25 protein-coding genes and 3 tRNA genes are annotated in these 25227 nt (G+C 52.3%); 8 read left to right on the top strand and 20 right to left on the bottom strand.

The window, feature by feature from the left end:
• The first annotated feature begins 80 nt into the window (after positions 1-80).
• A complete protein-coding gene (locus tag IDSA_RS10720; protein ID WP_034776779.1) occupies positions 81-416 on the top strand; it encodes a translation initiation factor in 336 nt (111 codons plus the stop codon).
• On the opposite strand, the gene IDSA_RS10715 is transcribed toward IDSA_RS10720, so the two are convergent.
• Positions 413-1483: a SpoIIE family protein phosphatase gene (locus IDSA_RS10715; protein ID WP_415752600.1), complete on the bottom strand. Its 1071-nt coding sequence runs from the start codon at positions 1481-1483 to the stop codon at positions 413-415. The genes IDSA_RS10720 and IDSA_RS10715 overlap by 4 nt on opposite strands.
• A gap of 307 nt (positions 1484-1790) precedes the next feature.
• On the opposite strand from IDSA_RS10715, the gene IDSA_RS12295 reads away from it, so the two are divergent.
• Positions 1791-2012 (top strand): hypothetical protein, encoded by a 222-nt coding sequence (locus IDSA_RS12295; RefSeq protein WP_415752598.1) that lies wholly within the window; start codon positions 1791-1793, stop codon positions 2010-2012.
• Positions 2013-2059: 47 nt separating this feature from the next.
• On the opposite strand, the gene IDSA_RS10710 is transcribed toward IDSA_RS12295, so the two are convergent.
• From IDSA_RS10710 to IDSA_RS10700, 3 genes are all read right to left on the bottom strand, one after another.
• On the bottom strand, positions 2060-2365 hold the full coding sequence (locus IDSA_RS10710; RefSeq protein ID WP_034776776.1) for an STAS domain-containing protein: 306 nt from the start codon (positions 2363-2365) through the stop codon (positions 2060-2062).
• A 105-nt stretch (positions 2366-2470) separates the two neighbouring features.
• Positions 2471-3754, bottom strand: coding sequence for an amidohydrolase family protein (locus IDSA_RS10705; protein ID WP_034776774.1), 1284 nt, complete (start codon positions 3752-3754; stop codon positions 2471-2473).
• Positions 3751-6843, bottom strand: a complete 3093-nt coding sequence (locus IDSA_RS10700) for an amidohydrolase family protein (RefSeq protein WP_034776772.1) — start codon at positions 6841-6843, stop codon at positions 3751-3753. The genes IDSA_RS10705 and IDSA_RS10700 overlap by 4 nt, the downstream gene beginning before the upstream one ends.
• A gap of 147 nt (positions 6844-6990) precedes the next feature.
• On the opposite strand from IDSA_RS10700, the gene IDSA_RS10695 reads away from it, so the two are divergent.
• Entirely contained in the window at positions 6991-7461 is a 471-nt protein-coding gene (locus tag IDSA_RS10695) for a c-type cytochrome (RefSeq protein WP_034776770.1), read from the top strand.
• 2 nt (positions 7462-7463) lie between these two features.
• On the opposite strand, the gene IDSA_RS10690 is transcribed toward IDSA_RS10695, so the two are convergent.
• Both IDSA_RS10690 and IDSA_RS10685 read right to left on the bottom strand, forming a co-directional pair.
• Positions 7464-8816: a dihydrolipoyl dehydrogenase family protein gene (locus IDSA_RS10690; RefSeq protein WP_034776768.1), complete on the bottom strand. Its 1353-nt coding sequence runs from the start codon at positions 8814-8816 to the stop codon at positions 7464-7466.
• 5 nt (positions 8817-8821) lie between these two features.
• Complete coding sequence (locus IDSA_RS10685) at positions 8822-9472, bottom strand: cytochrome b/b6 domain-containing protein (RefSeq protein ID WP_034776766.1); 651 nt, start codon at positions 9470-9472, stop codon at positions 8822-8824.
• Between the two features lie 73 nt (positions 9473-9545).
• Here IDSA_RS10685 and IDSA_RS11915 point away from each other — a divergent pair, with 73 nt between their 5' ends.
• Positions 9546-9926: a response regulator gene (locus tag IDSA_RS11915; RefSeq protein ID WP_051986238.1), complete on the top strand. Its 381-nt coding sequence runs from the start codon at positions 9546-9548 to the stop codon at positions 9924-9926.
• Here the strand turns inward: IDSA_RS11915 and tyrA are convergent.
• The 6 genes from tyrA to ffh form a co-directional block, all read right to left on the bottom strand.
• The gene (gene tyrA, locus IDSA_RS10675) at positions 9888-11012 is read right to left on the bottom strand and encodes a bifunctional chorismate mutase/prephenate dehydrogenase (protein WP_034776764.1); all 1125 of its coding nucleotides are present in this window, start codon (positions 11010-11012) and stop codon (positions 9888-9890) included. The two genes, IDSA_RS11915 and tyrA, sit on opposite strands and share 39 nt — an antisense overlap.
• A 105-nt stretch (positions 11013-11117) precedes the next feature.
• Positions 11118-11480: a 50S ribosomal protein L19 gene (gene rplS / locus IDSA_RS10670; protein WP_034776762.1), complete on the bottom strand. Its 363-nt coding sequence runs from the start codon at positions 11478-11480 to the stop codon at positions 11118-11120.
• Between the two features lie 20 nt (positions 11481-11500).
• Positions 11501-12274 (bottom strand): tRNA (guanosine(37)-N1)-methyltransferase TrmD, encoded by a 774-nt coding sequence (gene trmD / locus IDSA_RS10665; RefSeq protein ID WP_232221299.1) that lies wholly within the window; start codon positions 12272-12274, stop codon positions 11501-11503.
• Positions 12274-12804, bottom strand: a complete 531-nt coding sequence (rimM, locus tag IDSA_RS10660; RefSeq protein WP_198024067.1) for a ribosome maturation factor RimM — start codon at positions 12802-12804, stop codon at positions 12274-12276. The genes trmD and rimM overlap by 1 nt, the downstream gene beginning before the upstream one ends.
• Before the next feature lie 27 nt (positions 12805-12831).
• Complete coding sequence (gene rpsP / locus IDSA_RS10655; RefSeq protein ID WP_034776758.1) at positions 12832-13080, bottom strand: 30S ribosomal protein S16; 249 nt, start codon at positions 13078-13080, stop codon at positions 12832-12834.
• A 148-nt stretch (positions 13081-13228) separates the two neighbouring features.
• Positions 13229-14602, bottom strand: coding sequence for a signal recognition particle protein (gene ffh, locus IDSA_RS10650; RefSeq protein ID WP_034776756.1), 1374 nt, complete (start codon positions 14600-14602; stop codon positions 13229-13231).
• Positions 14603-14747: 145 nt separating this feature from the next.
• On the opposite strand from ffh, the gene IDSA_RS10645 reads away from it, so the two are divergent.
• On the top strand, positions 14748-15539 hold the full coding sequence (locus tag IDSA_RS10645; protein ID WP_034776754.1) for a cytochrome C assembly family protein: 792 nt from the start codon (positions 14748-14750) through the stop codon (positions 15537-15539).
• An 88-nt stretch (positions 15540-15627) separates the two neighbouring features.
• Complete coding sequence (locus tag IDSA_RS10640) at positions 15628-16914, top strand: HlyC/CorC family transporter (protein ID WP_034776751.1); 1287 nt, start codon at positions 15628-15630, stop codon at positions 16912-16914.
• Positions 16915-16918: 4 nt separating this feature from the next.
• On the opposite strand, the gene IDSA_RS10635 is transcribed toward IDSA_RS10640, so the two are convergent.
• Positions 16919-17524 carry a transglycosylase SLT domain-containing protein gene (locus tag IDSA_RS10635; protein ID WP_232221298.1) on the bottom strand — a complete coding sequence of 202 codons (606 nt, stop codon included), beginning with the start codon at positions 17522-17524 and terminating at the stop codon, positions 16919-16921.
• Between the two features lie 26 nt (positions 17525-17550).
• A complete protein-coding gene (gene gshA / locus IDSA_RS10630) occupies positions 17551-19146 on the bottom strand; it encodes a glutamate--cysteine ligase (protein ID WP_051986237.1) in 1596 nt (531 codons plus the stop codon).
• A 170-nt stretch (positions 19147-19316) separates the two neighbouring features.
• Here gshA and IDSA_RS10625 point away from each other — a divergent pair, with 170 nt between their 5' ends.
• Both IDSA_RS10625 and IDSA_RS12125 read left to right on the top strand, forming a co-directional pair.
• Positions 19317-21431, top strand: coding sequence for a response regulator (locus tag IDSA_RS10625; protein WP_051986236.1), 2115 nt, complete (start codon positions 19317-19319; stop codon positions 21429-21431).
• Positions 21428-21604, top strand: a complete 177-nt coding sequence (locus tag IDSA_RS12125; RefSeq protein ID WP_034776746.1) for a hypothetical protein — start codon at positions 21428-21430, stop codon at positions 21602-21604. Before IDSA_RS10625 ends, IDSA_RS12125 begins: the two co-directional genes overlap by 4 nt.
• 10 nt (positions 21605-21614) lie before the next feature.
• Here IDSA_RS12125 and IDSA_RS10615 read toward each other — a convergent pair whose 3' ends face one another.
• From IDSA_RS10615 to IDSA_RS10590, 6 genes are all read right to left on the bottom strand, one after another.
• On the bottom strand, positions 21615-22745 hold the full coding sequence (locus IDSA_RS10615; RefSeq protein WP_034776743.1) for a sodium ion-translocating decarboxylase subunit beta: 1131 nt from the start codon (positions 22743-22745) through the stop codon (positions 21615-21617).
• Positions 22746-22751: 6 nt separating this feature from the next.
• Positions 22752-24539: a sodium-extruding oxaloacetate decarboxylase subunit alpha gene (gene oadA / locus IDSA_RS10610; protein WP_034776741.1), complete on the bottom strand. Its 1788-nt coding sequence runs from the start codon at positions 24537-24539 to the stop codon at positions 22752-22754.
• A gap of 24 nt (positions 24540-24563) precedes the next feature.
• A complete protein-coding gene (locus tag IDSA_RS10605) occupies positions 24564-24791 on the bottom strand; it encodes an OadG family protein (protein ID WP_034776739.1) in 228 nt (75 codons plus the stop codon).
• Between the two features lie 126 nt (positions 24792-24917).
• Positions 24918-24994, bottom strand: a tRNA-Arg gene (locus IDSA_RS10600).
• A 32-nt stretch (positions 24995-25026) separates the two neighbouring features.
• Positions 25027-25103 (bottom strand) — tRNA-Arg (locus IDSA_RS10595).
• A 14-nt stretch (positions 25104-25117) separates the two neighbouring features.
• Positions 25118-25210: transfer RNA gene (locus IDSA_RS10590), tRNA-Ser, on the bottom strand.
• Between the last annotated feature and the right edge of the window lie 17 nt (positions 25211-25227).

Raw genomic sequence — 25227 nt, 5'->3', positions numbered from 1 at the left:
TCAGGCCTGATGCGAATTACTTATTCTAAAAATATATAACACGTTCCCTAGTTATACCAAGTTTAAATTTCGAGGTTTTTGTGAGCAGTCTTCAGGATCAGTTAAAAAATTTAGGTTTTGCCTCGTCAGCAACCGCTCCGGCTGCGGAAAACGACAACACTGTGGCTATTGATACCAGCGTGCCGGTGCGCATTCAGCGCCAGACCAAAGGCCGCAAAGGGAAAGGCGTGACCGTGCTGATGGATTTACCCGATCAGCCTGCATTGCTACAGGAATTTGCCAGCGCGCTGCGTAAAGCCTGCGGCGTTGGCGGTTCCGTAAAAAACGACACCATCGAGCTGCAGGGCGATCAACGTCAGCCGGCCCAAAAGTGGCTCGAACAAAAAGGTTTTAAAGTAAAGCAGGCCGGTGGTTAAAGCTGATAGGTAAAAATGACCTGTCGCCCGCCATCTTCCCAGTAAAGTTCGCGGGTAAGCTGTTTCAGCAGTTCCAGACCGCGGCCAAAACTTTGTTCTGATTGTGGCGCGCTGAGCGCTGCTTCCCACCCCGCCCCGTTATCAGTAACGGTAAATTCCAGTACTTCCGTGTCGGCATCATAATCGATGCGGATACTGACGGTACCGGACTCAAGTTCAGCCAGGCGCTCGGAGCGCAGCTGATAGTATTGGGCAAAGCCTTCCGGGCTTCGCTTCAGACCGGAATCCAGCTTCAGTAAACCGTGCTCAAGGGCGTTGTTGTAGGCTTCCGCCAACAGCAGGTAGATGGTGGTGCGATGGCTACGTAGCCGGGGCAGCTGGCTAAGCGCGTTGAGAATGTAGCCGACCGGCTCCAGACGCTGCAGGTAGCTCACTTCAAGCCGGGATTCGAAGACAAAAGGCAGGCTGATCTCTTCTATCGCTGGTTTAACTTCATCCAGGCCGGTGGCGCAGCACTGTAAAATTGCCAGCGATAAGTCATCGTGCAGTGGCTGCTCACCACGGAAATGCTCGAGTTCACCAACCACTTCGGGAAAATCTTCCGGCTTGGGGAAACGCTGCAGCAGCGACTCAAGCGCATCACTACCCAGAAACTCAAGCTTATGCCCCAGTAATTCAATCACGCCATCGGTATATAAGGCGATAGAACTATCCGGGCTGGCCCTGAAAGTGGTTACACGGCTGTCGAAATCATTCTCATCCAGTACGCCCAGCGCCATATGCTGCGCATTTAGCCGTTGTAAAATTTTACCTTTATGATCGAACTGCAGGGCCGGGGGCATGCCACCGTTCCAGTAGGTTACCCGCTCTCCATTGGCGGAAAGTTCCAGCAGAAAACAGGCACAAAACATATCAGCGGGAAGTAAGCGATTAAGCCGGAAGTTAAACTCGGTAACCATTTCAGCCACTGATACGCCGCGGTCTGACATCGCAAAAAAGGCCTGGGATAAAGGCAGCGCGCCGGTGGCAGGCGCCAGGCCATGGCCGGTAAAGTCCGCCATCAGCATATAAATATTACCGAGCGGACCCGGTGCGATCAGGCAAAGATCACCGTTGAATTTGGATACCGGTGTCAGGTAGGTTCGGAGATGCGGATAATCCAGATAGTTGCGGCTCAACGCATTGCGGAAGATGTGTTCAACCAGCTGATGTTCGCGTTCGGTCCGGTTCGCATGCCAGGCCAGCGCGTCGCGCGCCATATTGAGTTCCAGCCGGGCATCCTGCCAGTGCCTTAACACCTGAATTCTGTTGTCTAACAGGCCAGCGGGCTCGGGCCACAGCAGCATATCGTTAACCAGCTCACGGCATTGCTCGATGCGCTTAATGCTATCCGTGATAAGCAGTATGACCGGTGGCTTCGGCAGTTCAGTACGGCGTCGCCTTGGCGTATCCTGTTCGCGCCGGAGCGCTGCCACAGCACTGCGGCAGGCCTGGTTATCGCTACCGGACAAAATCAACACCCGTATCAGCGTCTGCGCAGCCGGCGCCTTGCTTAGCGCACTGAGTACGTCGTCCGCCAGCGCTGAGCCATCGTGACTAACCTGCAGATTACTTTCAGCAAGGGTTTCTTCGTTCAAGCAGATTTACTCAATGATAAACAATTTATCGAAACGGGAAATATCCAGAATACTGCGAACTTCAGGACGGCAATTGATGATATGGATGGCTTTCACTGCCTTACCAAGTGACTTGCGCATATTCAGCAGCATGCCGAGTGCTGAACTGTCCAGGTAATCGGTTTCACGCAAATCGATAAGCACCGTTGGCTGTTGCTCACCGATATCATGGTACGCCTGGCGAAATTCCTGGACCAGACTAAAGTCAAACTTGCCCTTAATCGCGATAATAAGTTCTTTGCCGTCATTGGAGAACTGTCTGTGTAACGTCATAAGCTATCGCCTGGTTGATTTAATATGCCTTATGATACTGCCAACAGATCCCGAACAACACAACAAAAACCGGGCCAGGCCCGGTTTTTATTGGTTAGTTCAGCATTACGGCTTCTGCCGGTATTTCTGATACAACTGATTATGCCGATTGTTGAGGTCAACCGCGCTGCCGTCAATGAACATCAGTTCAATATCCTGACTCAGATGGTTCATTACATCACCGCCAGAAACGATCAGCGATGCCTGTTTACCAACTTCCAGCGATCCGATTTTATCATCAACGCCCATGATCTGAGCGGGCTTAATGGTGATAGCCGCCAGCGCTTGCTGCTGGTCCAGACCATAAGCGACCGCATTGCCGGCGGCAAAAGCCAGGTTACGAATATCCCAGTAACCGGGATAGCTTATCGCAAAGTTTACCCCGGCCTGCGCCAGAATGGCCGGCGTCGCATAGGCCTGATCATAGGCTTCATCGTGGCGCGTCGGCAGGCCGTAAGGAGCCCCGTAAACCACATCAACCTCAGCGGCGGCCAGTTCTGCCGCCAGGCGCCAGGCATCCCGGGCACCCATCAGTACCAGATCAAAGCCATACTCACGGCTAAAATCGAGCGCCTGTTCAATCTGGCGTTTGTCCTGAGCGTGGATATATAGCTTGCTGCTGCCGTCAAATAACCCGGTCATGGCTTCCCAACGCACATCGGTACCCTGCGACTCACCCGCCAGTTTGGCGACATAGTAAGCCTGCGCGTCAGTAAATGCCTGATGCAGCTTTTTCAGTGCTTCGGCATTGGCTTTACGTTGCTCTTCCGGACTCCGGCGTTCCCACCAGGCCGTATTCAGGCCAACCCGCGGCCAGCTCAGATGAACGCCCATATCCAGTACTTCAGCGGCATCTTCAAAGGTCCAGCCGTCGGTTTGTAACAAACTGGAGCGGCCACGGATCAGATCACCCTGTGGTACGATTTGAGCATGAGTAATCCCGTTAAAACGCACCGTCGGGATAACTTCTGAATCGGGGTTATAAGCGGTGTGCCCGCTTACTTCCGGCGTGATGCTTCCGACTTCTTCCTGATCATCAGTGGCACGAACCGCTCCAATTTCAACCAGACCTAAAGTCGTATCCATGGCAATCAGGCCCGGGTAGACATGCCGGCCGTCAATATTGATAACCCGGGTATTCTCAGGTAATTCAATATTCTTGCCAATGGCAGTAATAACACCGTTTTCGAACAGCAGATCGGTCTGCGGCTGAATGCCATCAGTGATGGTATACAGGGTGCCGCCCTGCAACAGAACCGGCTGTTGCTGTGGCTCGCCCGGCACCATATCGTGGGCCGCGGCGCTCAGCGTAAAACTTGCGGCCAACACCGCACTCATTAACTTTTTCATTCGTGCTGTCCTCCGTGGGTATGGGCGTGGCCATCGGTCCAGATATCGTGATTGTCTTCACAGTGCCAGGTCGGCTGCTGAGGCTTATAGCCATTGCTGGCGCCAGCACGCTCGCTGTCAGGGCTCTGCAGCAGCTTCTGAATTAACTGCTGCTTCTCTTGTTCCACTGCCACACGGGCCTGTTGGTCCTGTTGCCGGTCAAAGTATTTACGACCGTTGATCCAGGTTTGCTCCGGGCGGGCATAGGAAGTCAGCGGATGCGCGGTCCATAAAACAAAGTCAGCATGCTTACCAGGTGTAATGCTGCCCACATACTGATCAACCTTCAGTTGCTTAGCAGGATTCAGCGTCACCATCTGTAAGGCTTCATGCTCATCCATACCACAGTACGTGACTGATTTGGCCGCTTCGGTATTCAACCGGCGCTGGAGATCATTACTGTCTGAGTTAATGCTGGTCAGCACCCCTTTCTCCGCCATCAGGCAGGCATTTTGTGGAATCGCGTCATAGACTTCGAATTTATATGCCCACCAGTCAGCGAAAGACGATGCCCCGGCACCATGTTTAGCCATTTCCGTAGCGACTTTGTAGCCTTCCAGAATGTGGGTAAAGGTAGTCAGGGTAAAATCGAACTCTTCAGCCAGCCTTAAGAGCATCAGAATTTCTGACTGCACATAAGAATGGGCGTGAACAAAACGCTCGCTGTTGAGGATCTCCAGCAAGGTATCCAGACGATAATCCGGACGCGGCGCTGCGACCTTCGCCTGTTCGGTCTTGCTCAGTTTCTGATAGTCCTGCTGCCGCTTGCGGTATTCATGGGCGGCAAGAAAACCGTCGCGCATAATGGTTTCAACACCCATCCGCGTTTGCGGATAGCGCACACTGTAGTTACTACCCCAGTTGCTTTGCTTAACGTTTTCGCCCAGCGCAAATTTAATGCTTGGCGGTGCCGCGTCAAACTTTATATCGTTTGCCGTAGCGCCCCAACGCAGCTTAATCACCTGCGCCTGGCCACCGATCGGGTTGGCTGAACCATGTAACAGCTGCGCCATAGTAGTACCGCCGGCTAATGACCGATAAATGTGGATATCATCGGGGTTGACCACATCACCAATACGGACTTCGGAGGTGATTGCTTCAGATCCCTCATTTACGCCGCGATCGATAGCGATATGCGAATGTTCATCGATAATGCCCGGTGTTACGTGCATACCGGTGGCATCGATTTCAAGGTAACCCGATGGCGTCCGCAGGTTTTTACCAATCCGTTCAAAATTGCCGTTTTTAATCAGGATATCGGTATTTTCCAGTACGCCCTGATCATCTGCGGTCCAGACGGTGGCATTTTTAATATGCAGGTTGTGCCGTTCTGGCAACGCATCCAGACCATAAGCGACATTCGGGAATGTCACTTTGCTGACGTAACTGGCAGCCGGCTGTTCATTGGTCTTCGCTGTAGCATCCTCAGCAGCGCTCTCACGCTGTGCTGTTATAGCCAGCTCACGTCCATCCGGACCAACAGCGATGCCGCGGTAGCCTGCTTCGGATTGCTGCTGCAAACGGAATCGCCAGGCTCCCTTTACTGCGGCAAACTCACCGTCAACGACAAACTGCAGACTTTCTTCGTCGCGGGTCATACTGCGCAATTTTTGCTTGGTGCCGTCGTATTCGAGTTCGCCGGACAGCGCCTTGCCATCATTAATTGACAGATCAATTTGCTGATTGGCTATATTGAGGTCGAAATTGCCGCTGAAGTCAGCCTGCCGTAACGGCTCAAGCTCAACTTCCTGCCCCTGCAACCAGACTGATTTGATTTCACCTTCGGTAAAAAGATCCCCTTTGGCAATGACAAAGTCAGCAGCATAACCCGGTGCTAGTTTACCGGCTTTGTCGGCGACCCCAGCGATGCGCGCCGGTACCGTAGTCAACGCGGCTAAAGCGCGATCTTTATCGAGACCATGGCGCACGGCTTTGCGCACATTTGGCCAGAAATCATCCGACTTTTTCAAATCATGCAGGGTAAAAGAAAAATCAATTCCAGCCCGGGCGAGTGCTGCAGCATTGCCGGGTGCACGTTCCCAGTGGCGCAAATCCGCCAGATTGACATCAAGATGATCATCGACACCATTTACTTCTGGTGCCGCCGGGAAGTTCACCGGCAGGATAATTGATGAGTTGGTCGCTTTTACTGCCGCCAGTCGGGCATATTCAAAGCCCGAGCCCAGGTAAGTAACAGGCACATCAAAACTGGAAAATACATCATGGGCACGCAGCAGCGATTTATCATCAGTGATTTTAAAGACGATGCCTTCTTGTTCTACCGGTCCCAGTTCAGCCAGTGCGGCATTGAATTCAACCGGTCCGTTATGAGCCTGCTTGCCGAACGCGGTTTCATACCAGTTGGCGTCGGATAAAGTTTGCCGGATAAGCGCAATTGAACCCATCAGCGAGGAAGGGTATTGCTGTTTTGAAGTACCTTTATCAAATGAGCCGAAATGGCGGGCTTCAGCACGGTAAACCGTGTCATTGGGGATTTTATCCGCTAAAGATACCGTTACGCCCTGGCCCTGGAATATACCGTCCAGCCGCGCGCTCTGGACAGCGGTAAAACCTTGCTCAATATACTGCTTCGCAGCTTTCGGATTATTCGCGTATTCACTAACCCAGCGTTTCTGCGCGTGGATTGCATCGTTCGCAGCATTGCCGCCTTCGCGCTTATTATTGTACTGCGGCGCTTCACTCCGGTAAGGAGCATGTTCCTGCTCTTCAACCTCCGGCACACCATAATTACTGTAAGCGTCGATAAAACCGGGGTAAATGGTATGGCCGCTGGCGTCAATTACCCGGGCCCCCGCGGGAGCCTGGTTGTTCGCATCGACAGCGATAATTTTGCCGTCACGGATAACCAGGGTGGCATTTTGTAACTGCTTACCCGGCTCGGTAATGATAGTGGCATTCTGCAATGCGACAAATGTCGGGGTGTTGTCATGTAACCCTTGAACTGGCGTTGTCTGCGACGCTACGGATACCGTCGGTATCACTGCGCAAATTGCTAACGCCAGTTTGCTCAGGTGCTTACTCCTGCTCATCTGGTATATCCTCTGTGAGATTTTGTAGTATTGTTATCCTGGTCTACAGTAAAGGGAACAACACCTTAGACGCAATCAGTTTAGGGATGAAAAGCGCAGTGGAAACGGTAAGCCGCTAAACAATGAATAATAAAACGGAGAAAATCCATGAAACGGCTATTCACGATAACGATTACCCTGGTATCTGTCGGTCTGTTGAGCGCCAGTGTTGGCGCCCAAACCGCCTTTTATGACGCAGAAAAAGCCGTAACTTACCGCCAGAATGCGTTAAATGTGATGTATCACAACTTTAAAACCATGGGCGATATGATCAAAGGCGATGTGCCTTTCGAGTCAGAAATTTTCGCCGAGCGCGCCAATGATTTTGCGGCGATGACTGTCATCCCCTGGGCCGGGTTTCAGGTTGACGGCGCGATGCCGGGAAATGATACCGATGCGTTGCCGGAGATCTGGCAAAACTGGGACGATTTCAAACAGAACTTTGAAAAGTTACAGAGCGATGCGAACAATTTAAAGCAACTGGCAAACGCCGGTGCTTCACGTGCTGAACTCGGCCAGGCCGTCAAAACCACGTCCGAGAACTGTAAGGGCTGCCACGATAATTACCGGGCTGATTAAAATTACTGCAACATGGCTTCAATATCAGAAGCGGCAGTCGGATAAGCGAAACTGGCACTGCGAAGCGCTGTTGCGCCTAAACCGTTAACCATGGCAAAGCTAAACAGGTTAATGGTTTCGGCGGCGGCAGGCCCGATTACATGTGCACCCAGAATTCGCTCCGTCGTTTCTTCAATGAGGATCTTGTAACCGTAGCAGGATTCATTTCGCCGACTGGCAGTCTGCCACTCAGGAACCAGCCCATGATGAATTTTAAACTGACGGTTTTGCGCTCTCGCTTCCGCTTCCTGTAAACCTACCCGTGCCAATGACGGCAGCGTAAAAACGACACTGGGGATCCCGTGATAATCGACGCCGCGATGATCTCGGGCGAGCAGGTTATCCGCAACTGCATGTCCTTCTTTGGCCGCTACAGGGGTTAGTGGTAGCGAGGTTCCGGCGGCATCGCCAGCAGCAAATACTGCCGGGTTTGAGATGCTGCGAAGCTCTCCATTTAACTTGAGTACCCCTTCCTCCGAATCAATATTACCAGCATCCAGATCCAGATCAGCAACTGCCGGAATCCGACCCGCAGCATGAACAGGCAAATCCGTTTCTATAGTAAGGGTTTCTTTTTCGCTTTCCGCTTTAATGGTGAAGCCATTGCTATGTTTCATAACAGCTTTTACTTCGTATCCCAGGTGAACAGTCACGCCAAGTTCGCGCGTACGTTTGACGAGCTGCTCAACCAGGTCGGGATCGAAAGCGCTCAGGGGCCGCTTACTGCGGTTAATAAGTGTCACTTCGACACCGGCCCGGGCAGCGATATGCGCGAATTCAAAGCCAATATAGCCGCCGCCAACCAATAGCAAACGTTGGGGTAGCTCACTGAGTTCAAGAAAATCATCGCTGCTAATCAGGTACCCGGCCCCATCAATGAGTAACTTACGGGGCTCAGCGCCCGTCGCGATAACAATAAACCCGGCATCGAGGACTTTATCATTGACCTGCAGTGAATTCGCGCCGCAAAATTGCGCCTTCCCACGCCAGGTAGCTATACCTTGCCGCACATAACTCTGTTCACGGCTGTCGGGCACCGGATCAGTAAAGGAGCGTTTATGCCGTTGCAAAGCTTGCCAGTCAACGCAGAGTTTTCCTGCTATACCCTTGCCAGCCATTCGACGGCAACCATCAATCACTTCGGCGGCCTCGCGGAGAGTTTTTTTCGGATCACAACCGCATAATGCGCAGGTTCCGCCAAATGGGCGATGATCGACAATAGCTACCGACCAACCCGCCTTGCGGCATTTTGACGCTACCACGCTGCCGGCGGTGCCGGTACCTATAACGATGAGATCATAAGACTTATCTGCCATAGCGGTCAGTCCAGAAAATAAAAAGCAGCCGACGCCAGCAACAGAGCGATGAGGATGCCCCAGGTGCCGTTACGAAGACGTGGTTGTTTGTACGCGGCCCGCTCCTCATCAAGGTCCTGGTAGCCGTGGATCATCGCCATGGTCAGCGGAATACCAATCAGCCGGTAGCCGATAATGGCCAGTACGTGCAGGCCGACAACGGTAAAAATGAAATACACATTAAGATGATGAATCGTCGTCAGTAAATCCCGGGTCGAACTACTGACTAAATGAGCCAGCGGCCCGTCAAACAAAATATCATCGGTGGCAAACAGCCCGGTGCCAATCTGGATGAGTAAAGCCAGCAGAATAGCGACTACTGACCAGCCACCGGCGGGATTATGGGTGGTTTCTGTCTGATGTCGCCCTTCGCGCAGCTCCCGGAAATGTTCAATTACCGCCCGCGGCCCGCGTAAGAAGACGCTGAAACGAGCGGATTCGCTACCAATAAAGCCCCAGATCAGCCGCGTCAGTATCAGTGCGCCGAGCACAAAAGCACCGCGCTGATGCCATTCCATGTAACCCTGGCTGGCAGTCCATATCTGGCTGATGACTAACACCACCATCAACCAGTGATAAATGCGGATATAGCTGTCCCAGATCTTTACCCGGCTCATTTTGTCGTCCTTTTGTTTACCCGTTGTCACGAATTTGCTAGGGTTCTGATTCATTCAGTGTAGGGTATAAATTATGAGTGATAAAGGTCCGAAAGTATTAGTAGTCGATGACGACTATGTGTCACTGGCAGTAATGAAATCAATGCTCAGCCATTACCCGGCGCGCGTGATAACCGCTGAATGTGGCGCCGAAGCAGTTGAAAAAGCGCTGGCCGAACGCCCGCATTTGTTATTGCTTGACTATGAGTTGCCCGACTTTAATGGCATTGAGGTCTATTGCCGGATCTATGACGAACTCGGCGATGAGACGCCGCCGGCAGGTCTGATAACCGGTCACGACGATGAAGATATCAAACAACGCTGTAATGAGGCGGGCATTGAACAACAGCTCAGCAAACCCCTGTCAGTAACTGATTTAGCGGACCTTATGCGTATCGCCAGCAAGGCTGAGTAGCCGCTGCGAGTCATTAAGAAAATCCGTAGAAAATTCACCAAAATAGGCTGCTACTTCCGCAAACTCCTCCAGAAATGCAGCCTTGTTGCCCTGCTCAAGTTCACCAAGAACGGTATCAAAACGTTGCAGATACCGGCGCATCATCGCAAAGTTCTGCGGCTGCGATAAAATGATGTCCGCATAAAGTTCAGCATTCTGCGCGAACAGCCGGCCCACCATCATCAGTTCCAGCCGGTAGATGGGTGAACTGAGTTCAAGTAGCTGCTCCAGGTCTGCCCGCTCGCGGGCAAGATGTACGCCATATACAAAGGTCGATAAATGGCGCATCACCTGAATAAAGGCCATGGCCTGATCGTGCGCCTCAGCATCAAACTCCTGCAGATTAGCGCCCCAGCGGACAATACTGTCTAACAACCACTGATAGTGCGGCTGCCCGCGCCCGTGGCTGACCACAATAAGTTGTTTCGCCAGCGTCTGCTGCTGCGGTCCGAACATCGGGTGCAAGCCGACCACCGGCCCTTTATGCTGCTTAAGCATCGCTTGCAGAGGCCCTTCTTTCACGCTGGTCACGTCGGCCAGAATACAGTGCTGCGGTAATTCGGGCAGTTCGACAATAACCTGTTCAGTAACGGCGATAGGCACACTGATAAGCACCAGGTCAGCCCCGGCCAGGTACTCCTTAGCCCGTTGCCAGTCATTTTTATCAAGGACCTGCACACTGGCCCCAGCCGACTCAAACAAACGAACAAATAGCTGCCCGAGCGCTCCTGCGCCACCGACAACCACAATTTTCTTATTCTGCAGGTGAACATCCGCTGCTTGCTGTTGCTGGTAAGATTCACGGATCACGCGCCGCAATACGTCTTCAATGAGATCAGGGGATAACCCGACGGCAGCCGCCTGCCGCCGGCGGTCCTCCAGCATTTTTGCTTCGCGGTCAGGAACATAGAGCGGTTGACCCAGCTCCCGTTTGACCTTTCCAACATCAGCGGCCAACTGCCTACGGCGTAGCAGCAGTTCAACTAATGCGCCATCGGTCGCATCAATCTCAGTGCGTAACTGCTCAAGTTGTTGCTGCTGATCCATGATTACTCCGTCGTTTGCCGGGAATGCCTGAAAGGTTCAGCTATTGTGCCTGAAGTCAGGCATAAAAAAACCCGCCAGAGGCGGGTTTTTTGACTGCACGCAAAATTATGCGCCCAGCTTCTCGCGGATACGCGCAGAACGGCCTGAACGCTCGCGAAGGTAGTAAAGCTTAGCGCGACGAACCGCACCTTTACGCTTCACAACAATGCTGTCGATAATCGGGCTGTGTACCTGGAAGGTACGCTCAACGCCTTCACCATTCGATATTTTACGAACGGTAACAGCTGAGTGCAGTCCACGATTACGCTTACCGATAACCACGCCTTCAAATGCCTGAACACGCTCACGGTTACCTTCTTTAACCTTAACATTAACGACCACTGTATCGCCCGGTGCATAAACCGGAAGGTCGCTTTTCAACTGCTCATCTTCGATCGCTTTGATCAAATTTTGACTTACTTTTGCCATGATAGCCTCACTTGCCTAGATTAACCGCCCGAGTTGTTGTCAGCGGCCTGATACTGTTGAATGAATTCATCCAGTAGGGCCTGCTGCTCGCCAGTCAGAGCTAGGTTGTTTAATAATTCGGGACGTCGTAACCAGGTTCTTCCCAGAGCCTGCTGCAATCGCCACCGACGAATATATTCATGGTTACCGCTCAGTAATACTGAGGGTACCGCCTCACCATCTAAAACTTCCGGTCGTGTGTAATGAGGGCAATCCAGTAATCCTTCAGCGAATGAATCTTCACTGGCAGAATCCTGATGCCCGAGTACCCCTGGTATTAATCGCGCTACCGCGTCAATCATTACCATGGCGGGTAACTCCCCCCCACTCAACACGTAATCACCAATCGACCATTCTTCATCAACGTGGCGAGTAATTACGCGCTCGTCGATGCCTTCATAGCGACCGGCAATCAGGATTAGCTTGTCATGCTCAGCTAATTGCTTAGCGCCAGCATGATCGAGCTTGCGACCCTGAGGTGACAAATAAATCACCTTAGTACTGGCTCCCAGTTCCTGCTTAGCAGCAGCAATCGCATCAGTCAGCGGTTGCACCATCATCAGCATTCCCGGGCCACCGCCATAAGGGCGGTCGTCGACAGTGCGATGCCGGTCGTGGGTAAAGTCGCGGGGATTAATGAGCTTAAGCTCAAGAAGCCCTTCACGTACTGCCCTGCCGGTCACACCGTTATCTGTAATGGCCTGAAACATTTCAGGAAAAAGGCTGATAACCCCTACCTGCAATTGTGCAGCCATTAAAAATCCGACGGCCAGTCAACAACAATGCGCTTTGCTTCGCGGTCTATCGATTGCACGTACTGACTCTGAATAAACGGAATCAGTCGCTCTGACCTGCCGAACGCATCATTGTTGTTCGCTTTCACCACCATCACATCATTCGATGCTGTGGCCATTAACTGGTCGACAATCCCCATGTTATAACCCTCGGTATTCACCACGGTCATACCAATCAGATCGCGCCAGTAAAACTCATCCTCTGGCAACTCAGGTAACTGTGCGGCCTCAATCACGATATCAGCGCCGGTATACACCTGAGCCTTATCACGATCATCAACGCCCGCCAGTTTCGCAATCAGTCCTTTATTATGTCGACGCCATTCTTCGACCTGAACTGTTTGCGGTTTGCCCTGCTTAATAATCTGCCAGGGGCTGTAATCAAAAATGGCTTCCGCATCATCGGTATAGCTTTGAACCTTAAGCCAACCCTTCACGCCGTAAACTGCGCCAAGCTGGCCAATAACCACGGTTTCAGATGTTGAGTTCATAGCCACCAGATGCGTTTAAATTAATACTTAAGCTGCGCTACGCGCATCTTTGATCAGCTTGTTGACGCGCTCAGATAAAGTTGCGCCGTTGCCCACCCAGTGGTCAACACGATCTAAATCAACACGCAATTTCTCTTCCTGGCCGCGGGCAAGCGGATTAAAAAAGCCGACATTTTCAATAAAACGACCGTCGCGGGCATTGCGACTGTCAGTTACTACCATCTGGTAGAATGGGCGCTTTTTAGCGCCGCCACGTTGTAAACGAATGGTTACCATTACGTTCCTCGATACAGTTTTTAATGTTAAGTAAATAAAAAAGCCTCCGACACGGACAAGCCTGAGTCAGAGCCCGGCAATTCTACTGATTTTTTGTCTGAATGCAAGTTTTCTCTGGCGTGGAGCCTTGCCTCAGTCAGCCGACTGCCTATCGTTTCGGGAGCATCCCCGGAGGCATTTTGCCCCCCATACCGCCAAGGCCGCGCATCATTTTTGCCATGCCACCGCCTTTCATTTTTTTCATCATTTTCTGCATCTGCATGAATTGCTTGAGCAGTTTATTCACATCCTGCACCTGAGTGCCCGACCCTGCAGCGATCCGGCGCTTGCGAGAGCCCTTAATTACATCGGGATGTTCACGCTCTTTCGGCGTCATAGAATTAATAATAGCTTCCATGCGCACGGTCATTTTGTCGTCCAGCTGACCTTTAACCTGTGAGCTCACGTTGCCCATGCCCGGCATTTTATCGAGCATACCCATCATGCCACCCATATCGCGCATCTGGACCAACTGATCACGGAAATCTTCAAGCGAAAATTTACCCTGCTTCATGACCTTGCGGGCAACTTTTTCAGCTTTATCCCGATCAACTTTGGTTTCCAGTTCATCGATCAGCGACAATACGTCGCCCATGCCGAGAATACGCGAGGCGACGCGCTCGGGATGGAAAGGCTCAAGCGCACTATTCTTTTCGCCAACGCCTAAAAACTTAATTGGCTGGCCGGTAATATGCCGGATCGATAAAGCTGCACCGCCGCGCGCGTCACCATCGACTTTGGTCAGAATAACACCGGTCAGGGGCAGCGCTTCACTGAAGGCCTTCGCTGTGTTGGCGGCATCCTGGCCGGTCATGGCATCAACGACGAACAGGGTTTCAATTGGCTTGACGGCGGTATGTAACTGCTGGATTTCCGTCATCATGACTTCATCGATAGCAGTCCGGCCGGCGGTATCTACCAGCACTACATCAAGAAACTTCTTGCGGGCATAATCAATTGCCGCCTGGGCAATAGCGACTGGCTTCTGTTCAGTTGAAGACGGGAAAAACTCAACGTCAACTTCTGCGGCAAGAGTCTGCAGCTGCTTAATCGCAGCCGGGCGATAAACGTCCGCGCTGACGACCAGTACTTTCTTTTTGTGCTTTTCGCGCAAATAGCGCGCCAGCTTACCGACGCTGGTGGTTTTACCGGCACCCTGCAAACCCGCCATGAGAATAACCGCTGGCGGTTGCGTGCTCAGATTGAGGGGAACGTTCCCTTCGCCCATCGCATGTTCCAGCTCCTGCTGCACAATCTTAATAAATACCTGGCCAGGCGTAAGGCTCTTGTTAACCTCAGCACCAATCGCGCGCTCTTTTACCCGGCTGATAAAATCGCGCACCACTGGCAGGGCCACATCGGCTTCCAGCAGCGCCATGCGCACTTCACGCAAGGTATCTTTAATATTGTCTTCTGTCAGCCGGCCGCGACCACCGATCGATTTTAGTGACTGTGTCAGTCGTTGGCTTAAGTTTTCAAACATGCCGATGCTTCCAATCTACTGCGTTAATTAGTTCAATTTATATGGCGACCAGTATACCTGAAATCAAGCAAAGTTTCTTGTTCCTATTGGGTTTCATTGTGACAATGCATATACTTGCTTATCACTTTATAGATCAGGTTAGGTCATGTTGATATTGCTGCTTATTACGCTGTTACTGTATCTGGCCAGCGCCATTGTACTGTGGCGCCGCCTGGCTTATCGCGCTGGCCCGCTGCTGTGGCAACAGTTACTGCCCTTTGCAGCCGTTCTGAGCCATGGTCTGTTGCTATGGCAATATCTCAGCGCCGACGATTTTGACCACCTGAACATCACCAGCAGCCTCAGTAGCGTCGCATTTTTCCTGGCGCTGTTGTCACTGGTGCGCCATAACCGCTCCGGCGGTTTGTTGCTACGGCCGGTGATTTACCTCTTTGCCGCGGTGAGTACGGTACTGCTGCTGGCGACCCCGGTGAACTGGGGCGCATCGCTGGGTAACAATTACGGGCTGGCTATCCATATCGTATTATCGCTGATCGCTTATGCCGTGCTGCTACTTGCGACCCTTTATGCGGTGCAGTTGCTGTATCTGACCTACCTGCTGAAACAGCATAAGGTGAATGCAGTGGCCAGTTACCTGCCGCCGCTAATGACAGTAGAGCGCTATTTTTTCCGGCTGCTCAGTACCGGTACCCTGATGTTGATTGCGGCTTTAATAAGCGGCTTTATTTTTCTCGACAATATGTTTGTGCAGGGGCAGTCACATAAAACTATACTAAGCTCTGTTGCTGCTGTCATTTACCTTGCCGTGGTCTATTTGCACGGCGTTCGTGGTATTCGCGGGCGCGGCCTGGTTATTGCCAGTGTGGTTGCCAGTGTCATACTGACTATCGCGTATTTCGGCAGCCGCTTTGTGAAGGATATATTGCTGGCTGCATAGCAGTACATATGATTTTGTCGCGGTTTACTTGACTTGACGGTCAGGCTGATTACATTAGGCAACTGGACTTCTACTACAGGTATCATTTTTGGACGAAATAGCCACCTCGACGCTGCTGATTATACTGGGCGTCCTTCTGTTCCTTTCCGCTTATTTTTCTGGTTCAGAAACCGGCATGATGTCGGTGAATCGCTACCGCTTACGTCATCTGGTGCAGCAAGATCATAGTGGTGCCAAACGGGTCCAATATCTGCTGGATCGTCCGGACCGGCTGATTGGCCTGATACTGATTGGCAATAACCTGGTCAATATCGCCGCCTCAGCTATCGCGACCATCGTCTGTTTACGCTGGTTTGGTGACGCGGGGATTCTGGTCGCCACGCTGGGACTAACCGTAGTGGTGCTTATTTTTGCTGAAATCACACCGAAAACCATAGCAGCGCTGCATCCTGAGCAGGTTGCTTTTCCCAGTTCGGTTATTCTCAAGCCGCTGCTGACTATCATGTATCCGCTGGTAGCAGCGATTAACTTTGTTACCAACGGTTTTATGCGGCTGCTCGGTATTAACCCCCGCAATATCGCCGGCCGGGATGCCCTTAGCAGCGAAGAGCTGCGCACTGTGGTTAATGAAGCGAATTCAATGATTCCACGCGGTCACCAGGAAATGCTAATAAGCATTCTGGATCTGGAAAAAGTAACCGTTGAAGATGTGATGATCCCGCGCGCTGAAATCAGTGGCATCGACGCCCAGGATGATCTGAAGACAATTATCCGCCAGTTATCCCAGGCGCAGCATACCCGGCTGTTGCTCTATCGCAACGAAATTGACGATGCCATAGGTTTCTTACACGCCCGCGATATTATGCAACTGGTCACCAAGGCAAGTAGTGAAATTGATAAAGCCGAGGTGATACGTGCAGCCAGGGAGATTTACTATATTCCGGAAGGTACGCCGCTTAATGTTCAGTTGCTTAAATTCCAGCGCAGCAAAGAACGCATTGGTCTGGTGGTGGACGAGTACGGTGATATTCAGGGCCTGGTTACTCTGGAAGATATTCTGGAAGAAATCGTCGGCGATTTTACCACCAGTATTTCGCCGCCACCAAGTGAATCTGTGATTATCCAGCCTGATGGTTCGGTGCTGGTCGAAGGCGTCGCCAACATCCGGGACTTAAATAAAGAACTGAACTGGAACTTACCAACCGACGGGCCCAAAACGGTCAGCGGCCTGATCATTGAACAGTTGGGAGATATCCCCCGTCAGCCGCTGTGTATGCGTGTTGATACCTATGCGCTTGAGGTTATTGAAAGTGGCGAGCATATGGTCAAGTTGGTGCGCTTTTTGCCTGATTACTTTATTTCCCGGACAGATTAACTTATCAGTCGAAAAATAGCCGCCACAGCCAGCCCCGCTGCAATTCTTCCTCACAGCTGCGTAACTGCGTGCCATAAATACCGGCGCGCTCTTTAACCCGGCGAGCGACTTTCACTAACCAGGGCTTCTTCACGTAAGTCTGCCGCCGGTAGCCGCCCCAGCCTTCATGGTAATTAAGGTACTGGGCATAAGCATCCCACTTCGATACCCCGTTTACTTTTGCGCTTTTAGTCACAAACCAGCCCATAAAATCGATGGCGTCATCGAAATTATCCCGGGATGCCCAGTTATTGCCGGTTTCACGCTGATAATCAGTCCAGGTTGGTGTTTTTGCCTGGGAATAACCATAAGCACTGCTTACCCTACCCCAGGGAATTACCCATAAGATATAGTCGCGGGGCGGTTTAGCATCGTGTTTGAATGAACTTTCCTGATACATCATCGCCATGGGAACCTGAATCGGGACACCGTATTTTTCGCTCATGCGGTTGGCGGCGTCATACCAGTCACGTTTTTCAAAAAACACTTCGCACAGGTCATCCGGCTTTTGTGGCGGCGCGGTACTACAACCAGCCAGGGCTACCGCACTAACAAGCAGCGTGGTACGCATTGTCCGATGTAATACCCGCCGGCCCATCAGAGGCACTCCGGACTGGCGCAGGCGGCGCGGCGAAAATATTCGGTAAGAAAATCATCAAATGAGCTGCCGGCATCTTGTTGCTCACGATCCTGTTGCTGCTTCAATGACAGCTCAGTCCACTCACTAAATTCGGCATCACTAAAGTAACGCAGTGGCTGCTGCATCGCGTCGCGATATTGAGCGGCAAGCTGCATACCAAATTCACCGTTATCAATATTTTCTTCCCGCAGAATGCGCATAAACTGCCCCGAGAAAGTCAGCTCCGGATTCAGGACCGCACGGTAATGATTCGCGACAGTTTGCTGATAATCGTTGCTGTTATGAGCTGCATCAAATGCGGCAGCGATTGGCTGAAAGTCAGCGAAGAGTTCTTCCAGCCAGTCTGCCAGTGGCCGCTCATACCCTTCGGTCAGTAATGTCAGCTGTGGATTACGGCCATCCAGTACCACCCGGTTGAAATTGCGATCCGCCTCATGCTGCTGCTCAAGATTAAGCCGCGGACTGGGTTGTAGCAGGCAGTACATCAGTAGCAGGTCCAGCAGGCGGATTTGTTCAGCGGTGATACCTATGGAACTGAAAGGGTTCACATCAAGGGCGCGGACTTCAATGTATTCAACACCACCGCGCTCCAGCGCCTGAGTCGGGGTTTCACCTGCGCGCGCCACCCGTTTTGGTCTGATTGGCGAGTAGAATTCATTCTCAATTTGCAGAATATTGTCGTTCAACTGCTGATACTCTCCGCCGACTTTTATACCCAGCCGGCCAAATTCCTTTGATGGCGTGGTAATAGCGCGACGCAGGCCATGGATATATTCTTCCACCGAGTTATAGGTGATCCGCAAATCCGCCTGTTCGCGGTTGGTGTAGCCCAAATCGCTCATCCGCAGCGAGGTGCTGTAGGGCCGGTAGAGCGTGCCCTTGCCATGCTCCTTAAATTCAATATCGCCTTCGGCATGTTTGAGAAAAGATTTACATACCGCCGGCGACGCACCGAACAGGTAAGGAATAACCCAGCAAATGCGCTTATAGTTACGAATCAGATCAAAATAGCGGCGCGAAATATAATGCGCGTCGGGCGTCACATTTTCCGCGGCTGCCAGTTGCTCCCAGATCGCCTGCGGTACCGAAAAATTATAATGCACGCCGGCAATGATCTGCATGCCACCGCCATAGCGCTGGGTCAGGCCTTTGCGGTATAGCGTTTTCATCTGGCCACTATGCGAGCTGCCATAACGGGCAATATGGATATCGGCGACGTCGCCAACAAAACAGGGCATGCTCAGTGGCCACAACAAGTCTTCGCCTAAATGCCGGTAAGTATACTTATGAATATCTTCAAGTTGTTGCAGCGTCACGTCGATGCTCTGGGCTACCGGCGTGATAAACTCCATCAGCATTTCGGCATAGTCGGTCGTTATATAGGGATGCGTCAGCGCAGCGCCTAAGGCCGGCGGGTGCTCAGTGGCGGCCAGTTTGCCTTGCGGGGTGATGCGCAGACACTCGCGTTCAATACCACGACTGATTTGCGTTAACGCCTCGCGGTGCGCGGGCTCAGCGAGAAGCTGCAACGAACTGGAAAATGGTAACTGCAAAAGGATATCCTGCCTTATAACGCAACTCGGTAACTTATGCCGAAAGCTTACTGGTAAATAACCCGCTAGTCCATGCCAGCAATGGCAAAAACAGGCAATTTCGTTACTTGGCGTTAGCCACTGTGCGTGGCATGATAGCCGGGACACTTTATGAGGTAAAACATCCGACTATGTCCGTTAGCTCCGTTTGGCACTGGCTCCGCAGCCGAATCAGCAAACCACAGAAACCATCCGCATCGGCCGTCCCTTCTGCGGCCGAACTGGCGCAGCTGGAAGAGATGCAACGGGCAATCCGCAGTGCTGAGCAGGCCAATCAGGCTAAAAGTGAGTTCCTGGCCAATATGAGCCACGAAATCCGTACCCCCATAAATGCCATTCTGGGCATGACCCAACTGTCGCTGAAAACCGACCTGAACGAAAAGCAGCGCGGGTATTTAAAGTCTATTGAAAGTTCGTCACGGATGCTACTTGGCATCATTAATGACCTGCTGGATTTTTCAAAACTTGAAGCCGATAAGCTAACCATTGAAGCTATTCCTTTTGATCTTGAGGAAGTGCTCGCTAACCTGGCAGATATGTTTGCCTACCGGGCGCATGACAAAGACCTGGAATTTATTATCAGTTTACCGGGCAATATCCCCACCCGCTTGATTGGCGATCCGCTGCGCATCAACCAGGTACTGGTCAACCTGGTCAGCAACGCCATTAAGTTTACCGAGCACGGCGAAATCGTCGTCTCCGCGACCTTACTCGATTTAGACACTGACGAGGTTTACCTGCGGTTATCGGTCACTGATACCGGTATAGGTATGGATGAAGAGCAGCGCGCCCGCCTGTTTCAGGCGTTTTCACAGGCTGACAGTTCCACCACCCGCAAATTTGGCGGTACCGGCCTGGGTCTGGCAATCAGCCAGCGTATCGTTAAGTTGATGAATCAGCATGGCCTGGGCGTGATCAGCAGTCTGGGTCAGGGCTCAACCTTTTTTCTCGAGTTGAAACTGCCGTTACAGCAGGACCAGGATACCAGCGCCCAGAACATGCTCCTGCCGCGGCTGGCTGGGAAGCGGGTACTGGCGATTGAAGACAATCTGACCACCCGCGAAATGCTCACCGAATTACTACGCAGCTACCAGGTGGATATCCGTACCTGTCGCACTGCCGAAGAGGGACTGGAATTAGTCCGGCAACAGGACTTTGATGTCTGTTTCGTTGACTGGCAACTGCCCGGAATCAGTGGCCTGGATTTCTGCCGCGAAATGCAGGACTACGACAATGCACCGCGGCTGATTCTTGCTACCAGCTTTCATGCCAGCGAACTGATCACTGCTGCACATCAGCTCGGAGTCGCCGATCACATCGTTAAGCCTTACACCAGTTCGGCGATAATCAGGGTCCTTTGCTCTGCGCTGGCCATAACCGCGCAGGAACAGCATCGCGATCCACTCAGCTTGCCCTGTGAACTGCACGGTGCGCCGGTTTTGCTGGTTGAAGATAACGATATCAACCAGCATATTGCCCGGGAAATGCTTGAACAGGCAGGCTTGCAGGTTGATGTGGCCAAACATGGTGAAGAAGCGCTCGCCCGGGTAGCTGAACGGGACTACGCGCTGGTGTTCATGGATATACAGATGCCGGTAATGGACGGGCTGACGGCAGCCCAGCGCATTCGTTCGCGTTACTCATACCGGCAGTTACCTATAATCGCCATGAGCGCCAATACCAGCCCGGAAGATGTGGAAAGCTCCCTGGCCGCTGGGATGCAGGATCATTTAAGTAAACCGATTGACGAACAGCTGCTGTATCAGGCTGCTGAAAAATGGTGTCTGCGGGGCGATTATCAAAACAATGCCGGCACCACCACGCTCGAACCACAACCTGCCCCTGTGGCCGGCGCCATTAACTACCCGCATCACCGGGATATTGATTTTACCGGCGCGATGAATCGCTTGCAGCATAACGTCACTTTATACGTGTCACTGGTAGAGCGTTTACATCAGGATTATCAGGAAGCACCGCTGCGGGTGGTCGACTTTCTGGCTAAGGGTCAGCATGATCAGGCACGGCGCTTCTTTCACTCGCTAAAAGGCGCGGCGGCCAATCTTGGCCTGACGCGTCTGCAGGCAACGGCAAGTACCTTAGAGCAATATATGAAAGAGGGACAGGTCGATTTACTGGCTGATCATATCACCCGGCTCGACCCCTTACTGGAACAGGCCCGCCAGGCGGCATCGGATCTGGCACTCTGGCATCAGCGCCAGCAACAAAACAGGAACTCATCATCATGACGCGCTTTTTATTTTTAATTCCCCTGGTATTGTCGATATTATGGATAGTGTACCTGCAAATAAACGGACACTCTTTGCGCCAGGGGCTGCGCGGATTCATCTATATAGCTATTATCAGCGCCTTTATTGCCGTAGTTTACACGCTGCTGCTGTGGCTAACCGGACGTTCCTGAAAACCTTCGCTTAGCCCACCAGCGCCAATAGCAAACCGGCAGCGACTGCTGAGCCGAGCACACCGGCCACATTGGGCCCCATAGCATGCATGAGCAGGAAGTTATTCGGATTAGCCTCCAGCCCAACCTTGTTAACGACGCGAGCCGCCATGGGCACTGCGGAAACACCGGCCGCGCCAATTAACGGGTTAATAGGTTTGCTGCTAAACCGCGCCATCACTTTTGCCATGAGCACACCCGATGCGGTACCTACCGAAAACGCAACTGCGCCAAGAGCCAGAATGCCCAGAGTCTGCACCGACAGAAATTCAGCGGCGGATAATTTGGCGCCCACTGCCAGCCCCAGAAAGATAGTTACGATATTAATCAGCTCGTTCTGTGCAGTCTTGCTCAGACGATCAACCACACCGGCTTCACGCATCAGATTACCCAGACAGAACATACCGATCAGCGGCGTCGCCGTGGGTAGTACCAGCAGGGTTAAAAAGAGCACCGCCAGTGGAAACAGAATTTTTTCACGCCGGCCTACCGGCCGTAACTGTTCCATTTTTACCGCCCGCTCTTCCTTGGTCGTCAGCAGTTTCATAATAGGAGGCTGAATAATAGGTACCAGCGCCATATAGGAATAGGCTGCCACAGCAATAGCACCAAGCAATTCCGGCGCCAGCCGCGAGGCCAGGAAAATGGCGGTCGGGCCATCCGCGCCGCCAATGATGGCGATGGCGGAGGCATCTGCCAGGGTAAAGTTAAAGCCGGGCAGCGAGTTCAGTGCAATAGCACCCAGCAGGGTCGCAAAGATACCAAACTGCGCGGCAGCGCCAAGCAACAGGGTACGCGGGTTAGCAAGCAAGGGACCAAAGTCAGTAAGCGCTCCCACACCCATAAATATCAAGAGCGGGAAAATGCCGGTTTCAATACCGACCAGATAAATGTAATACAGCAGGCCGCCGGGCTCGTTTAAGCCAGCCAGGGGGATGTTGGCGAGAATGGCGCCAAATCCGATCGGTAACAATAACAGCGGCTCAAACTTTTTACTGATCGCCAGATAAAGCAGCAGTGCGCCAACCAGCATCATGCCAGCCTGCCCCCAGGTAAATGCTGAGAGCGCGGTGCTGTTCCATAACATCATCCACCGTTCCATCGGCGTCTACTCCATCATCAACAAGGCATCACCAACATTGACACTGTCACCGTCACGAACCAGTAACTCTTTTACTGTGCCATCCTTATCGGCCTTAATATCGGTTTCCATTTTCATGGCTTCGAGGATGATCACGACTTCGCCGGCAGCAACCTGTTGACCAGGCTTAACCAGGATCTTAAACACGTTGCCCGCAAGCGGCGCCTTAATGGTGGTCTGATCGCCCTTAGCCGTTCCCTGAGCCTGTGAAGCTGTGGTGTCTGTGGTTGAGGTGATATTGCCAGCCGGGCCGACCTCTACATGGAATACTTTCCCTTCCACTTTAACCTGATAGCTGGCCGGTTCATCGGCGGCAGCGGGTTGTGCAGCTGGCTTATCCGCTGCTGACGGCTTATCTTCATCTGCCGTAGGGACCGGCTCAAATGCTGATGGGTCGTCGCGGTTTTTAAGAAACTTCAGACCAATCTGTGGAAACAAGGCATAGGTAAGCACATCGTCAATTTCGTTCTTGGCTAACCGGATACCTTCTTCTTTTGCCTGTTGCTTCAGTTCGCGGGTCAAATCATCCAGTTCATCATCAATCAAATCAGCCGGGCGCACGGTAATAGGTTCTTTACCCTCCAGCACTTGCTGTTGCAGCTCTTTATTGACCGGTGCCGCTGTGGCGCCGTATTCGCCCCGCAGCACGCCTTTAGTTTCTTTCGATATCGACTTATACCGCTCGCCGCTAAGTACGTTCATTACCGCCTGGGTGCCAACGATCTGGGAGGTGGGCGTTACTAATGGGATAAAGCCTAAATCTTCCCGTACTTTGGGGATCTCAGCCAGCACTTCGTCAAACTTGTCGGCGGCGCCTTGTTCGCGCAGCTGATTTTCCATATTCGTAAGCATGCCGCCCGGCACCTGCGCCAGCAGAATGCGGGCATCAACACCTTTGAGCGAGCCTTCGAAGCGGGCGTATTTTTTTCTGACTTCACGAAAATAACTGGCGATTTCTTCCAGCCGCGCTAAATCCAGTCCGGTATCCCGATCGGTATCTTCGGTCATCGCCACCAGGGTTTCAGTCGCCGAATGCCCGTAAGTCATGCTCATTGATGAAATCGCGGTATCGAGCATATCAATGCCGGCGTCAATGGCCTTCTGATAGGTTGCAGTGCTTAAGCCGGTGGTCGCATGACATTGCATGGCGATAGGTACGTCAACGGCCTGTTTGAGCGCTGTGATGAGTTCGTAGGCAGTCTGCGGACGTAATAAACCGGCCATATCTTTGATGCAGATTGAATCGCAACCTAAATCAGCCAGTTCTTCAGCCATTGCCACCCATTTTTCCAGCGTGTGAACCGGGCTGACTGTGTACGACATGGTGCCCTGTGCATGGCCGTCTACCGCCTTGGCAGCTTTAATCGCGGTGCGCAGGTTACGGACATCATTCATGGCGTCAAAAATACGAAATACGTCGACGCCGTTTTCGCGGGCGCGCTCGACAAAGCGGGTAACGACATCATCGGCATAGTGCCGGTAACCCAGCAGGTTCTGGCCGCGCAATAGCATTTGCTGTGGCGTCTTCGGCATGGCCTTTTTAATTTCGCGGATGCGCTCCCAGGGATCTTCGCCGAGATAACGAATACAGGAGTCAAAAGTCGCTCCACCCCAGGATTCCATCGACCAGTACCCGATTTCATCAAGCTGCGCCGCAATCGGCAACATATCGTCGAGCCGCATGCGTGTTGCTAGCAACGACTGATGCGCATCGCGCAGTACCAGTTCAGTGATTTTTAATGGGTTCTTCGCCATCCGTAAGCTCCTCTGTGCAGTGGGTTAGCGCCGGTCACGACGATATTTATGTACTGCTGCGGCCACCGCAGCCATAAGCTGCTCCTGCGGCTGGGCCGCGGTCCTGGCCGACGTACTCGCGGGCAGCTGGTCTGCACCAGCGGTAAACCAGCGCAATATCGCCATAGCGCCAATGAGCAAAGTCAAAAAGGCAAATACAGTCACCATACCGATGAGCATAATTGTTAGCGCTTCTGAGAGTAGTTCGTTCATTGAAATCGCCGCATTGTGTTAGTTTTGTTAACAATCTTAGCTGAAAGCCAGAATAACACAATCACCGGCGGTGTTCGAACGCGTCGGTTTATAGCAGGTATTCATCGGGGGAATGGTCAAAAAAGATGGCGCACTCGGGAGGACTCGAACCTCCAACCGCCTGGTTCGTAGCCAGGTACTCTATCCAGTTGAGCTACGAGTGCGTAGAAGACATATTGTATTAGCTAATCGATAATGGCGCACTCGGGAGGACTCGAACCTCCAACCGCCTGGTTCGTAGCCAGGTACTCTATCCAGTTGAGCTACGAGTGCGTATCGACAGTAAATGGCGGAGAGGGAGGGATTCGAACCCTCGATAGGGCTATAAACCCTATACTCCCTTAGCAGGGGAGCGCCTTCAGCCACTCGGCCACCTCTCCACTTACTTGTGGCGATG

It is taken from the genome of Pseudidiomarina salinarum, from assembly GCF_000753715.1.
Taxonomy (GTDB): Bacteria; Pseudomonadota; Gammaproteobacteria; order Enterobacterales; family Alteromonadaceae; genus Pseudidiomarina; species Pseudidiomarina salinarum.
This window is presented reverse-complemented; position numbering and strand designations above follow the sequence as displayed.